Origin of the sequence: Herbaspirillum sp. GW103, from assembly GCF_000261365.1 — a bacterium.
Lineage (GTDB): Bacteria > Pseudomonadota > Gammaproteobacteria > Burkholderiales > Burkholderiaceae_D > Herbaspirillum.
Genome location: NZ_AJVC01000004.1, coordinates 429,435 through 443,356, shown reverse-complemented (window position 1 = coordinate 443,356; position 13,922 = coordinate 429,435). Strand labels below are relative to the sequence as shown.

At 63.2% G+C, this 13,922-nt stretch carries 10 protein-coding genes; 5 read left to right on the top strand and 5 right to left on the bottom strand.

Features of this window, described 5'->3' with window-relative positions; genetic code table 11:
* Positions 1-118 precede the first annotated feature (118 nt).
* Positions 119-1,123, bottom strand: a complete 1,005-nt coding sequence (locus GWL_RS14150; protein ID WP_034350855.1) for a glucokinase — start codon at positions 1,121-1,123, stop codon at positions 119-121.
* 172 nt (positions 1,124-1,295) lie between these two features.
* Positions 1,296-3,107: a tetratricopeptide repeat protein gene (locus GWL_RS14145; RefSeq protein WP_008331334.1), complete on the bottom strand. Its 1,812-nt coding sequence runs from the start codon at positions 3,105-3,107 to the stop codon at positions 1,296-1,298.
* A gap of 297 nt (positions 3,108-3,404) precedes the next feature.
* Between GWL_RS14145 and GWL_RS14140 the strand changes: the two genes are divergently transcribed.
* Together GWL_RS14140 and GWL_RS14135 are read left to right on the top strand one after the other, a co-directional pair.
* Positions 3,405-4,088, top strand: coding sequence for a fumarylacetoacetate hydrolase family protein (locus GWL_RS14140; protein WP_008331332.1), 684 nt, complete (start codon positions 3,405-3,407; stop codon positions 4,086-4,088).
* A 325-nt stretch (positions 4,089-4,413) separates the two neighbouring features.
* Positions 4,414-5,877 (top strand): DEAD/DEAH box helicase, encoded by a 1,464-nt coding sequence (locus GWL_RS14135; protein ID WP_008331329.1) that lies wholly within the window; start codon positions 4,414-4,416, stop codon positions 5,875-5,877.
* Positions 5,878-5,901: 24 nt separating this feature from the next.
* On the opposite strand, the gene gluQRS is transcribed toward GWL_RS14135, so the two are convergent.
* Both gluQRS and GWL_RS14125 read right to left on the bottom strand, forming a co-directional pair.
* A complete protein-coding gene (gene gluQRS / locus GWL_RS14130; protein ID WP_008331327.1) occupies positions 5,902-6,795 on the bottom strand; it encodes a tRNA glutamyl-Q(34) synthetase GluQRS in 894 nt (297 codons plus the stop codon).
* Entirely contained in the window at positions 6,792-7,730 is a 939-nt protein-coding gene (locus GWL_RS14125; protein ID WP_008331325.1) for a LysR family transcriptional regulator, read from the bottom strand. The genes gluQRS and GWL_RS14125 overlap by 4 nt, the downstream gene beginning before the upstream one ends.
* Before the next feature lie 149 nt (positions 7,731-7,879).
* Here GWL_RS14125 and GWL_RS14120 point away from each other — a divergent pair, with 149 nt between their 5' ends.
* Both GWL_RS14120 and GWL_RS14115 read left to right on the top strand, forming a co-directional pair.
* Positions 7,880-8,581 (top strand): pirin family protein, encoded by a 702-nt coding sequence (locus tag GWL_RS14120; RefSeq protein WP_008331323.1) that lies wholly within the window; start codon positions 7,880-7,882, stop codon positions 8,579-8,581.
* Positions 8,582-8,682: 101 nt separating this feature from the next.
* On the top strand, positions 8,683-9,258 hold the full coding sequence (locus tag GWL_RS14115; protein WP_008331321.1) for a flavodoxin family protein: 576 nt from the start codon (positions 8,683-8,685) through the stop codon (positions 9,256-9,258).
* Positions 9,259-9,343: 85 nt separating this feature from the next.
* Here GWL_RS14115 and GWL_RS14110 read toward each other — a convergent pair whose 3' ends face one another.
* On the bottom strand, positions 9,344-10,225 hold the full coding sequence (locus tag GWL_RS14110; protein WP_034350854.1) for a sulfurtransferase: 882 nt from the start codon (positions 10,223-10,225) through the stop codon (positions 9,344-9,346).
* 219 nt (positions 10,226-10,444) lie between these two features.
* On the opposite strand from GWL_RS14110, the gene dnaE reads away from it, so the two are divergent.
* The gene (gene dnaE / locus GWL_RS14105; RefSeq protein ID WP_034350853.1) at positions 10,445-13,903 is read left to right on the top strand and encodes a DNA polymerase III subunit alpha; all 3,459 of its coding nucleotides are present in this window, start codon (positions 10,445-10,447) and stop codon (positions 13,901-13,903) included.
* The last annotated feature ends 19 nt before the right edge of the window (positions 13,904-13,922 follow it).

Below are 13,922 nucleotides of genomic sequence, written 5' to 3'. Positions count from 1 at the left end.
CACCTCATCAGATTTTTTCTCGTTGTTGAGCTGTTGCCGTCTCGCGCGATGCCATAAAAAAGGCTGACGCGAATCTGCCGCATCAGCCTCCTGCAAAACCTCGCAGCGCTACCTGTTCTTACTCGTACGGATCCAGCCGGTCGGCCAGGATCGCTGACACGCCCGTGAAGGCCGGATATTGCGCCGTGATCACATAAGTCGGAATGGCCTTGGTCAGCACGGACATGCGGCCCTTGTTCTCGAAGCGTGCGCGGAAGGGCGAACGCGCGAAGTATTCGCCCAGGTGCGGTACCACGCCGCCACCAATATAGATGCCGCCAAGTGCACCCAGCGTCAGCGCCAGATCGGCTGCAACGGTACCGAGCATGCTGCAGAACAGGTCCAGCGTTTCCAGGCAGACCGCGTCGCCTTGCTTGAGTGCGCCGTCCACGATTCCGGCGGCCTTCAGTTCGGCAGCCGGATGACCATCGATGGCCAGCAGTGCACGATGGATGAATTCGAGCCCGGGCCCCGAGACCAGGCGTTCAGCCGACACGTGCTCATGAAACTGCCAGGCATAGGCCAGCACAGCCGCTTCACGTGCATTGGCCGGGGCGAAGGCGACGTGACCGCCTTCGCTGGCCAGCGGCAGCCAGTGGCCGTCGCCGCGCACCAGTCCGCCCACGCCCAGTCCCGTCCCGGCGCCCACCAGCCCGACCGGCTGGCCCACCTTGGGCGCGCCGCCACCGATCTGCTGCAACTCATCAGCGCGCAGTTGCGGCACCGCCATGGACAGTGCCGTGAAGTCATTGACCACCAGTAGCAGATCAAAGCCCAGCAACTGGCGCGCCGCTTCGATGGAGAAGGCCCAGTCATGGTTGGTCATCTTGATCTGGTCGCCCTGCACCGGGTTGGCAATGGCCACCGCCGCGTGCTTGACGGCGGGCTGGCCCGCCAGCTTCAGATAGGCCTGCACGGCATCGGTGAATTGCGGATAGTCGGCACCGCGCAGGACCTGTACTTGTTCTAGATGGCCGGGTGAAGTTTCCAGCGCGAAACGGGCATTGGTGCCACCAATGTCGGCCAGCAGGCGCGGACCAGCGGCGTGGGGAGACTTGCTCGGGGAGAGGGTGGGGGCTTGCATCGTCTTGTCCTTGTTTTCTTCATGCCGGCAGGCGGCAGGGCGCTGGGCGGTGCCGCCTGTCACAGTGTCAGAGAGATCGGGCCGCAGCTGCGTTACAGGGTATGAGGCGAGCCGGCGCGCCAGGTTCCGACGGATGAGCGGGTCATCCGTATCGGCGCGCATGGTAACAGCATCAGGCCAACTGTTGTAGCAGGGCGCTGCGGACCTCGGTGATGACCTCGCTCCAGTCGCCGGTCTGGCGCTGGCGGAACAGGCGCATGGTCGGATACCAGGGGGTATCGCTGCGTTCCAGCTGCCAGCGCCAGCAGGTATTGGCGCGGTTGAGCAACCAGACTGGCTTGCCCAGGGCGCCCGCCAGGTGGCAGACGGCGGTATCGACGCTGATGAGCAGGTCGAGATTGGCGAGCAGGCCGGAGGTGTCGGCAAAGTCATGCAATGCGCCGGCGCAATCCTGCACCTGGCTGGCCAGCGGATGGGCATGCAGCTGCTCCAGCGCGGCCTGGCCCACCTGCAAGGAATAGAACTCCAGTTGCGCATGCTCATGCGCCAGTTCCACCAACGGTGCCAGTGCCGAGAAGGGCAGCGAACGTTCGCTGTCGATCCGTACCGCATCCGGGTGGGTCTGGGCCGAGCTACCTGCCCAGACCAGGCCGACCCGCAGGGCGCGGTTGTGCGGCAGACGTTGCAGCCAGGCTGCCCAGGCTTCCGACTCGGGCAGCAGATAGGGCGCACGCGGTATGTCGGCTTCGCTGAAGGACTTGCAGGCCAGCGGCAAGCTCATCAGCGGGCAGTGATAGTCGAACGCGGGACGCGTGTCCTGGTCGCTGCCGATGACTTCGGCAGCCCCCGGTACCCCGGCCAGCAGGCGCTTGAGCGCGGGTTGCACTTCGAGGATGACGCGGGCGCCGAGACCGGCCACCCGCGGCAGGTAGCGCACGAACTGCAGGGTGTCGCCAAAGCCTTGTTCGGCGTGGATCAGGATGGTCTTGCCTCGCAGCGGTTGCAGACCGAGCCAGAGCGGCTCCAGGAACTGACGTACCTGCGTACGCATCTGCGCGGTCTTCCAGCGGGATTCATAGGCCGGCCAGCCTTTGGCGAACTCACCCAGGCGCAGTTTCAGGAGGGCATCGTTCCACTGAGCCGAATGGCTCTCGGGGCTGAGTTCGCGCGCCCGCTGATAGGATTGGCTGGCCTCGCTGAAACGCGAGAGTTGTTCCAGCGTCGATGCCCGGTTGAACCACAGGTCCGGGGAGCTGTCGCTGAGCGCCAGGGCGCGGTCGTAGGCTTCCAGCGCTTCCTCCGGACGCTGCATCTTGAACAGGACGAAGCCCCGGTTGGACTGGGCTTCGAAAAAGTCGGGCTGCACCGCCAGCGCACGGTCAAAGGCCCGCAGGGCCTCCTCGAACTGGTAGCTGTCCTTGCAGGCATTGCCCAGGTTGAACCAGGCCTCGATGAAATCTGGGCGCAGCGCGACCGCGCGTTCATAGCTGGCGCGCGCATCGCGATAGCTGTAGAGCTCGTGCTGGAGATTGCCCAACTGGAACCAGGCATCGGCATGGTCCGGCACCAGCCGCACCGCTTGCTGCAGATCCTCCAGTGCTTCCCGGTTCAGATCGAGCCGACGCAAGGCGGCGCCCCGCGCCAGCAGGGCATCGGCGAAGGCCGGGTTCTGCGCCAGAATCTGGTTGTAGCGTTCCACTGCCTCGGCATCTCGGCCCAAATGGACCAGGGCCCCGGCGTGATCGAAATAGGTATCGGGATGGTCGGGATTGAGTTCGATCGCCTTGGCCAGTTGCGCCTCGGCGGCTTCCCACTCTTCCTGGTGCAGCTTGAGCATGCCGTACAGATAATTGGCCTCGAAATGGCGTGGCAGCTTCGCCAGCACCTTCTTGTAGAGGTCTTCCGCCGGCGCCAGCTGGCCTTTCTGGTGGAGTGCCAGGGCTTTTTGCAACAGGATGAGAGAAGCGTTGGCTTGCGGGTGCATGGATCGAGTCGAGATGAGGAGAAAGTGCCGGCAGCGCCGACAAGTGGCAAGTGGCAAGTGGCAAGTGTCCCAAATTCGCCGGCTTTCTGCTGGCGGATTACCGGGGCAATCGCCCTCCAATTGCGGGCTATGGCGGGTCGTCGGGTAGGAGAGAGAGGCCGGGTGAGCTGCAAGCGGGGCCAGCGCTTTTCTTTTACACTACCGGGACATCAGACAACTGATGCGCTCGCCAAGCCGGCCATGACCGGTTCTTCATCCACCGCATGCAGCTGCATGCGCCACCACGGAGTCTTCCTGATGAGTTTCGCCATTCCCGCCCCCGCCCAGGCCACCGTTGCGGTGGTCGGCGGTGCGCCGTTCCCGGTTCGCCGCATCTATTGCGTAGGTCGCAACTATGCCGCCCACGCCCGCGAGATGGGGCATGACCCTGACCGCGAGCCGCCGTTCTTCTTCATGAAGCCGGCTGACGCCGTCGTGCCGACCGATGCCGTGGTGCCGTATCCGGCGGCGACGGCGGACTATCATCATGAGATCGAACTGGTGGTGGCACTGTCCGGCGGAGGGCGCGATATCCCTGTGGAGAAGGCGCTGGAACTGGTCTATGGCTACGCCGTCGGCCTGGACATGACCCGTCGCGACCTGCAGGCGCAGGCCAAGAAACTGGGGCGCCCCTGGGACATGGCCAAGGGTTTCGACCAGTCCGCACCTTGTGCGCCCATCGTGCCGGTGGCCCAGTGCGGGCATCCGGACAAGGGTGCCGTCTGGCTCAAGGTCAACGGCGAGGTACGTCAGCAGGGCGATCTCTCGGACCTGATCTGGAACGTGGCCGAGACCATTTCCTATTTGTCCGGCCTGGTCGAGCTGTTCCCCGGCGACCTGATCTACACCGGCACCCCCGAAGGCGTGGGTGCGGTGATCAAGGGTGACCAGTTGCAAGGGCATGTGGACGGCTTGCCGGACATCAACATCACCATCGGCTGAACACCCTGGAGGTGAGGGCGCTGCGGCTTCTTCGCAGCGCTGCACAGGCCCTCGGTACCGGGCGGAAACCAAACTGTCATGAAGCCGGCGGCGATGCGGCGTATAATACGGAGTTCCGCAAGGAATTCCGGGCATTGCAAGTCGTCCGCCCGGTCAGCATCGTTTTTGGCGTTTGCATCATCCGAAGCGCCCGGCTGCGCAGCAATTGGCCGGTTCGCCCGTAACACTTCAACACAGAAAGCAATCAGAACCCGTGCGCATGCACCCCATGCACCGGAGCCGCCTGGCGGCTGCCGCGGCGCTGTCGCACCGTTCGCAATAAACCATGTCCGACACCACGTCCGCGTCCGCAGCACCGGCTGCACCTGCCGTCCGCTTTGAAGATTTCGGCCTCTCGCCCGATATTCTGAAGGCCTTGTCCGAACAAGGCTACGTCCATCCGACTCCGATCCAGGCCCAGGCCATTCCAGTGGTGCTGCAAGGCCGGGACGTGATGGGCGCAGCCCAGACCGGCACCGGCAAGACCGCCGGTTTCTCCCTGCCGATCATCCAGCGCCTGCTGGCGCATGCCAGCCACAGCGCTTCCCCCGCCCGTCATCCGGTGCGCGCCCTGATCCTGACCCCGACCCGCGAGCTGGCCGACCAGGTGGCCGAGAATGTGAAGGCTTATTCCCGCTTCACCCCGCTGCGCTCCACCGTGGTCTTCGGCGGCGTCGACATGGCACCCCAGACCGCCACCCTGCGTGCCGGTGTGGAAATCGTCATCGCCACCCCGGGCCGCTTGCTGGACCACGTGCAGCAGAAGACGGTCAACCTGTCGCAGACCCAGATCCTGGTCATGGATGAAGCCGACCGCATGCTGGACATGGGCTTCCTGCCGGATCTGCAGCGCATCATCAACCTGTTGCCCAAGCAGCGCCAGAACCTGCTGTTCTCGGCCACCTTCTCGCCCGAGATCAAGAAGCTGGCCGCCAGCTTCCAGAACAATCCGGTGACCATCGAAGTCGCGCGCAGCAATGCCACGGCAGAAAACGTCAGCCAGACCATCTACAAAGTCGAGGAGGCGGCCAAGGCCGATGCTGTGAGCTTCATCATTCGCCAGCGCGAACTGAAGCAAGTGATCGTCTTTTCCAATACCAAGATCGGTGCCTCGCGCCTGGCGCGCACATTGGTGGCCGAAGGTGTGAAGGCTTCTGCCATCCATGGCGACAAGACCCAGTCCGAGCGCATGGCGGCGCTGGAGTCCTTCAAGCAGGGGCAGATCGAGGTCCTGGTGGCCACCGACGTGGCCGCCCGTGGCCTGGACATTGCCGAACTGCCTTGCGTCATCAACTACGATCTGCCCTACAACGCCGAAGACTATGTGCACCGTATTGGCCGTACCGGTCGCGCGGGCGCTTCGGGTGACGCCATCTCGCTGTTCTGCGACAAGGATGAACGCCTGCTGGTCGATATCGAAAAGCTGATCAAGAAGAAGTTTGAGCGCGCCGAACTGGTCGGCTTTGCCCCGCGTGCCCGTCACGAACGTGGCGAGCGTAGCGAACGCGGTGAGCGCGGTGAACGTCCCGAGCGTGGTGAACGCAGTGAACGCAGTGAACGTGGTGAGCGCAGCCGCAGCAGTCGCGAAGGCGGCGCACCGGTGGCCCGGCGCGAGAAGGTTGATCCGTGGTTCCTCAAGCCATACGAACCCAGTACCACCGAAACCGTTTCCACCAAGCCGGAGCTGGCGAAGAACAACCGTCCCAAGCCCAAGGTTGCGGCCTTGCTGGGCGGCATCCCCAAGCGCTGATGCGGACATCGGGCCTGGCGTCGATCATGCGCTTGCGCCCGGACCGAAACGCGCTCCCCAGCCGGTGAGCGCCAGGGTCCAGAATCCTTCCCTGTCACGGGCTGCGCCCGTGTCCAGTCCAAGAAAGGCCGCCGCCTGCTGCAAGGCCTGCAGCGGCTGGCCCAGGTCCAGCGCCTGGGCACCGTTCTGCTTGGAAAACTTTTCTCCCGACGCATTCATCAACAGCGGCACGTGCAGGTAGCGCGGCGTCGCATAGCCCAGCAGTCCCTGCAGGTAGATCTGCCGTGCCGTCGAGTCCAGCAGGTCGGCGCCGCGCACGATGTCGGTGACGCCCTGTTCGGCATCATCGACCACTACCGCCAGTTGGTAGGCCCAGAAGCCATCAGCCCGCTGCAGCACGAAATCCCCGACTTCCGAGGCCAGGTGCTGGACCTGTGGCCCCAGCCAGCGGTCCGTGAATTGCACCCGTTCGCCGGGCTGGCCGGCATCGGGCACGCGCAGCCGCAGCGTGCGTGGCGTCTTGCCGGGGGCCAATCCGTGGCGGCAGGTGCCGGGATAGAGCGCGGCACCATCACTGGCCGTGCCCACCCTGGAATCCGCGATTTCCTTGCGGCTGCAGCCGCAGGGGTAGGCCAGCGCGCCCAGACGCTCGCGTGCAAGCTGATAGCGTGCCTTGCGCTGGCTCTGTACCAGGACCGGTCCATCCGAGTGCATATCCAACGCCGCCAGTGTGGCGACGATGTCGTCGGCCGCGCCGGGCACGGTGCGGGTCTCATCGATGTCCTCGATGCGCAGCAGCCAGCGTCCTGCGTGTACACGCGCATCCAGGTAGCTGGCCAGCGCCGCCACCAGCGAGCCCGCATGCAGCGGACCGGAAGGCGAGGGCGCGAAGCGGCCGACATAGGCATGACCGCTCACATCTGCTCCCGCAGGGGGATCGGTCCGATCAATGATTGCCGTACATGCGGCTGTGCCAGGTATTGGATGAACCATTTGAGCGACTTGCCCTGCTCGGCCTTGGGCCAGGCCACCATGAAGTTGTCATTGGGTTTGGCCGCCAGGGTCTGCTTTTCCACCAGAGCGCCGGTGGCAAGGTAGGGCGCGGCCCAGATGCGCGGCAGATGGCCGCAACCGAGACCGGCCAGTTGGGCCTGCAGCTTGTCGGCCACGGTGGCCACCGTCAGCGTTTCCTGGCCCGACAGCAGGCCCATGGTCAGTGTCGGCAGGGACTGGCTGTTGTCGCCCACGGCAATGGCCCGGTGGCTGCGCACCAGCTCTGCCGACAGCGGTTCGGTGGCCGAGGCCAGCGGGTGCGTCGGCGCCACTGCAAACACCCAGTCCACCGCACCCAGCTCCTGCATCTGGAAGCGCCCGCTGGTGCGCACCACTTCCGGCCCGTCCAGCGTGACCCCGATGACCAGGTTGGCACGGCCTTCGATGAGCTTTTCCCAGGCGCCGGTCAGCACGCCGGGCGTGAAGCGCAGCCGTGTGCCGGACTCTTCGCGGTCGAAGGCTTCGATGACCGGCAGCATCTTCTCGAAGGGAATCAGACTGTTGAGCACGATGTGCAATTCGGTCTCGCGTCCGGTGGCGGTGCGCTTGACACGCTGCTCCAGATCGCTGGCGGCCAGCAAAAGGTGTCGGCCTTCCTGCAACAATTGCAGGCCGGCCGGTGTCAACTGGGCCCGGTGGCCGCGACGGTCGAACAGCAGCACATCGAGGTCATCCTCCAGCTTGCGCACGCTGTAGGTCAGGGCCGAGGGCACCCGGTCCAGGGCCACGGCGGCGGCGGCAAAGCTGCCCTTGCGGTCGATCATGTCGAGGATCAGCAGGGATTCCAGGGTGAGGTTCACGTCGAGCTCCGCTTGTTTAAATTTTTTGAATGAACACTACGGATTTTAGACCTTATCTGCGAAAAAGTTAGCCTCTATAGTGACGCCATCGACAAACATTTTGACTAAATCAATTCCGGTTTGGTCCCACTCAAGAAAGAGGTGTTGACATGATGGAACTTCGCAAAGCGAACGATCGTGGCCACGCCAACCACGGTTGGCTGGATTCGTATCACAGCTTTTCCTTCGCGGACTACCATGATCCCAAGCACATGGGCTTCGGTCCGCTGCGGGTGATCAACGAGGACCGCGTGGCCGCAGGGCAGGGTTTTGGTACCCATGGCCACCGTGACATGGAGATCATTTCCTATGTGCTCGAAGGTGAACTTGCGCACAAGGACAGCATGGGCAATGGCAGCGTGATCCGTCCCGGTGACGTGCAGCGCATGAGTGCCGGCACGGGCGTGCGTCATTCGGAGTACAACCATTCGCAGGACGGCACCACGCATTTCCTGCAGATCTGGATCATGCCCGACCGCGCCGGGGCTGAGCCGGGCTACCAGGAGGCGCACTTCTCGGCCGCTGACAAGGACGGCAAGCTGCGTCTGGTGGCCTCGCGCGATGGCCGTGACGGTTCGGTCAGCATGAACCAGGATGCCCAACTGTACGCCGGCCTGTTCGATGGCGCACAAACGGCCGGGTACACCCTGCCGCCAGGCCGCCTGGGCTATGTACATGTGGCTCGCGGCAAGGTCAGCGTCAATGGCCAGGCGCTGCAAGCCGGCGACGCCGTGAAATTCAGTGCGGTCGACCGCATTGACATCAGTGGCGGCGAGAAGGCTGAAGTGCTTTTGTTCGACCTGCCGCGCTGAGCATTTCAGCGCAGGCAGGGTTGCAGTAGCAAGCCCGCCGGTACCGATCACACCGGCGGTTTTCCCCGCGTCACTTCACTCTCTAGAGAAGGAATTTCGTCATGACCAAAGTTGCCATCGTTTACCACTCCGGCTACGGCCACACCAAGAAGCAGGCCGAAGCCGTGCAGGCTGGCGCGGCAGGCGTTGCCGGCGCCGATGTCGAGCTGATCGCCATCAGTGCCGAAGGCACCATCACCGATGCACAGTGGGCCAGCCTGGATGCGGCCGATGCCATCATCTTCGGTTCGCCGACCTACATGGGCACGGTCTCCTGGCAGTTCAAGAAGTTCGCCGACGCCTCCTCCAAGCCCTGGTTCAGCCAGAAGTGGAAGGACAAGGTCGGTGCCGCCTTCACCAACTCGGCCACCATGAACGGCGACAAGCTCTCGACCCTGCATTACCTGTTCACGCTGGGCATGCAGCACAGCATGATCTGGGTCGGCACCGGCCTGATGCCTGCCAACAGCAAGGCTGCCCAGCGCAATGACATCAACTTCGTCGGTTCCTTCTCGGGCCTGATGGCGCAAAGCCCGTCGGACTCCTCGCCGGAAGAAGGCCCGCTGCCGGGCGACCTGGAAACAGCCAAGCTGTTCGGTGCGCGCGTGGTGGAAACGGCGGCCAAGTTCAAGAAATAAGATTCATTGTCTGCATTGCAATTCTGAAGATGTAAAAAAGCCGACCTCGCGGGGTCGGCTTTTTCGTTGCCGGGCAGGACAGCGGTCAGGCGGCGGCAGAACTGGCTTGCTGCGCTGCGCGCTGCCTGGGCGCGCAATGCGGACAGGACTTGCCCGGCACGTAATCCGGCGAGATCTGTTCACGCGGGGTGACCACGGCGCGGCAGGCGAAGCATTGGACGGTCTGGGTTTCCTTCAGTTCCGGGCTCAGGGCAGTGCGATAGTCGAAAACGAAGCAGTCGCCGTTGTAATGGGCACCGCCGACATCCTCGAAATACTTCAGGATGCCGCCTTCGAGCTGGTAGACATGGTCATAGCCGATGTTCTGCATATGAATTGCAGCCTTTTCGCAACGAATGCCGCCGGTGCAGAAGGTGACCACGGTCTTGCCTTCGAAATCGGCCTTGTGCTCCTCGATCACCTGCGGGAATTCGGTGAACTTGCTGATGCGGTAGTCCACCGTGTTGTCAAACGTACCCACATCGACCTCGAAGCCATTGCGGGTATCCACCATCACCACCGGACGACCTTCGTCGTCGTGCCCCTGGTCCAGCCAGCGCTTGAGTTCCCTGGCTTCCACGAAAGGCGCACGACCCAGCTCAGGCTTGATCAGCGGATGCTTCATGGTGATGATCTCAGCCTTCAGTTTCACCAGCATGCGGGTGAAGGGCTGCTTCTCGGAATAGCTTTCCTTGACGATCAGGTCGGTAAATCGCGCATCGGCGCGCAACCAGGCCAGGAAGGCGTCGATTTCATGGCGCAGGCCGGCCAGGAAGAGGTTGATGCCTTCCGGGCTCAGGATCACGGTGCCACGAAGATTGTTCCTCTGGCAAATTTCCAGGAAAGCCGGACGCTTTTCAGCGGTGTCATCGAAGCTGATGAACTTGTAGGCGGCGATGTTGACGTAGGGGGTCTGCGGGGACTGCATGATGGCGTACTCAACTGTAAGTCTTTGAATCGTCAGCATTATAACCGTGTGGTCCGGGTGGCCGCAGTTATTTGGCGTACGCCTTGAGCTTCTCTGATGCAGATCAAGGCGGTCGGTCGCTTGACCCGGATTGGATTTGTGTAAAGTCTTCATATTTCTCACAAATCGAGATCAAACGGAATCGGTCAGGATCGCAAGCTCCGGTAAAATGGCTACCCTATGACTACCCCGCAATTTGTACACCTCCGTATGCACTCGGAGTACTCCATCGTCGATGGGCTGGTGCGTATCGACGATATCGTCAAGGCCGCCGCCAAGGATGGACAGGCCGCCCTGGCGGTGACCGACCTCGCCAACCTGTTCTGCATGGTGCGTTTCTACAAGGAAGCGCGCGGCAAGGGCGTCAAGCCCATTGCCGGCTGCGACCTGTGGATCACCAACGACGCCGACCGCGAAAAGCCCTTCCGCCTGCTGGTCCTGATCAAGAGTCGTCATGGCTACCTGCAACTGTGTGAAGTATTGTCCCAAGCCTGGCTGAACAACCAATACAAGGGCCGCGCCGAAGTGCGCATGGAATGGCTGGACGCGCTGCGCCACCAGGATGGCGGCAACGGCCTCATCGCCCTGTCCGGGGCCGGCATGGGCGACATCGGCCAGGCCATCGACAACGGCAACCTGGCCCAGGCCGAAGCCTGCGCGCGCCGCTGGGCCGAGATTTTCCCCGGCGCCTTCTATCTGGAACTGCAACGCGCCGGCCAGGCCAACATGGAACTGCAGGTGCGCCAGAGCGTGGCCCTGGGTGCCAAGCTGGGCCTGCCTTGCGTGGCCACGCATCCGATCCAGTTCCAGAGCCCTGAGGAATTCATCGCCCACGAAGCCCGCACCTGCATCGCCGAAGGCGAGATCATGGCCAATGCGCGCCGGGTGAAGCGCTTCAACGAGCAGCAATATTTCAAGTCGCAGGCCGAGATGGCAGAGCTGTTCGCCGACCTGCCGGGTGCGATAGCCAATACCGTCGAAATCGCCAAGCGCTGCAACCTGGTGCTGCAACTGGGCAAGCCGCAACTGCCGGATTTCCCCACGCCGGACGGCATGAGCATCGACGATTTCCTGGTAGCCCAGACCAAGGCCGGCCTGGAAGTGCGCCTGAAGGAGCTGTTCCCCGACGAAGCCGAACGCGAGAAGCAGCGGCCCCGTTACGAGGCGCGCCTGGAGTTCGAGAACAGCACCATCATCAAGATGAAGTTCCCGGGCTACTTCCTGATCGTGGCCGACTTCATCCAGTGGGCCAAGAACAATGGCGTGCCGGTCGGCCCCGGCCGGGGCTCGGGTGCCGGTTCACTGGTGGCGTATTGCCTGTTGATTACCGACCTCGACCCGCTACGCTACAACCTGCTGTTCGAACGTTTCCTGAACCCGGAACGCGTCTCGATGCCCGACTTCGACATCGACTTCTGCCAGGAAGGCCGCGACCGCGTGATCCAGTACGTGAAGGACCGCTACGGCAAGGATGCGGTCTCGCAGATCGCCACCTTCGGTACCATGGCCGCCAAGGGCGCGGTGCGCGACGTGGGCCGCGTGCTGGACCTGGGCTACAACTTCTGCGATGGCATCTCCAAGCTGATCCCCTTCAAGCCGGGCAAGCTGGTCACCCTGGCCGACGCCATCGAGGAAGAGCCCCTGTTGAAGGAGCGCCTGGAAAACGAGGAAGAGGTCAAGCAGCTGATGGGCCTGGCCCAGCAGGTCGAAGGCATCGCCCGCAACATCGGCATGCACGCCGGTGGCGTGCTGATCGCACCCGGCAAGCTGACCGATTTCTGCCCGCTTTACACCCAGGGTGGCGACTCGGGCGTGGTCTCGCAATACGACAAGGACGACGTGGAAGCCGTCGGCCTGGTGAAGTTCGACTTCCTGGGCTTGACCACGCTGACCATCCTTGACCGTGCGGTACGCTACATCCGCATGCTCGATCCGGCCATGGCCGATTTCGATCTGGCCAAGTTGCCGCTGGATGACCGGCCGTCCTATGAGCTGCTGACCAAGGCCAAGACGGTCGCCGTGTTCCAGCTGGAAAGCCGCGGCATGCAGGGCATGTTGAAGGACGCACGTCCCGACCGCTTCGAGGACATCATCGCCCTGGTGGCGCTGTACCGTCCGGGCCCGATGGACCTGATCCCCGACTTCTGCAAGCGCAAGCACGGCGAAGCCTTCGACTATCCTGACCCGCGTACCGAGGGCATCCTCTCCGAGACCTACGGCATCATGGTCTACCAGGAGCAGGTGATGCAGATGGCGCAGGTGATCGGCGGCTACTCGCTGGGCGGCGCCGACTTGCTGCGCCGGGCGATGGGCAAGAAGAAGGCCGAGGAAATGGCCAAGCACCGTGAACTGTTCCGCGAAGGCGCGGCCAAGAACGGGCTGGACCAGGCCAAGGCCGACGAGATCTTCGACTTGATGGAAAAGTTCGCCGGCTACGGCTTCAACAAGTCGCACGCGGCCGCCTATGCGCTGCTGTCCTACTACACCGCCTACCTGAAGGCGCATCACCCCGCCGCGTTCATGGCCGCCAACTTGTCGCTGGCCATGGAAGATACGGACAAGGTCAAGATCCTGATCGAGGATGCGATCGACATCTGCAAGCTGGCCATCCTGCCGCCGGACATCAACAAGTCCGACTACCGCTTCATGCCGGTGGGCGAGCCGGGCAAGAAGGCCACCCAGATCCGCTATGGCTTGGGTGCCGTCAAGGGTGCCGGTCAGAACGCCATCGAAGCCATCCTGGAGGCGCGCAAGAGCGGCCCCTTCAAGGACCTGTTCGACTTCGCCAAGCGGGTGGACAAGAAGCAGATCAATCGTCGTACTATCGATTCGCTGATTCGCGCCGGTGCCTTCGACTGCTTCAAGGTCGACCGCGCGATTTTGCAGGCCTCGGTCAACCTGGCCTGGGAAAGTGCCGAGCAGGCCGAGAAATCGGCCAACCAGGTCAGCCTCTTCGGCGGTGACGACAGCGACTTGGAAGCGCCGCTGGAATACGTGCAGGTACCGCCCTGGAGCGACAAGCAGCGCCTGACCGAAGAGAAGGGCGCCTTGGGCTTCTATCTCTCCGGCCATCTGTTCTCGGCCTACGAAAAGGAAGTGCGCCGCTTCGTGCGCACCAAGATCGCCAGCCTGGAACCTTCGTGGGAGCCGCGCAGCCTGGCCGGCATCATCACCGGGGTGCGGGTGCAGATGACCCAGCGCGGCAAGCTGGTGATCTGCACGCTCGACGATGGCACGGGCGTGATCGAAGCCACGATCTACAACGAACTCTTCGAGCCCTTCAAGCATCTCATCAAGGAAGACGAATTGCTGGTGGTCTCGGGCAAGGTGTCGGAAGACCGTTTCAATGGCGGCCTGCGGGTGGCCGCCGACAAGGTCATGGACCTGGGCGCGGCGCGCATCCAGTATGGCGTACGCATGGTGGTGTCGCTCAACAAGGCGATCGACCCGAATCACCTGCGCGATACGCTGGCTGCGCATCGCCAGGAGCAGGGCCTGCCCTTTGTGATGCGCTATCGCCAGGCCGATGCGGCCTGCGAGGTGGTGCTGGGCGATGCCTGGCGCGTCAATCCCAGCGACAGTCTGCAGTCGACGCTGGTGGCGTCGTTTGGGAAGGAAGCCGTCGTCGTCGAATACTGAAATCGATCAATGAAATAGC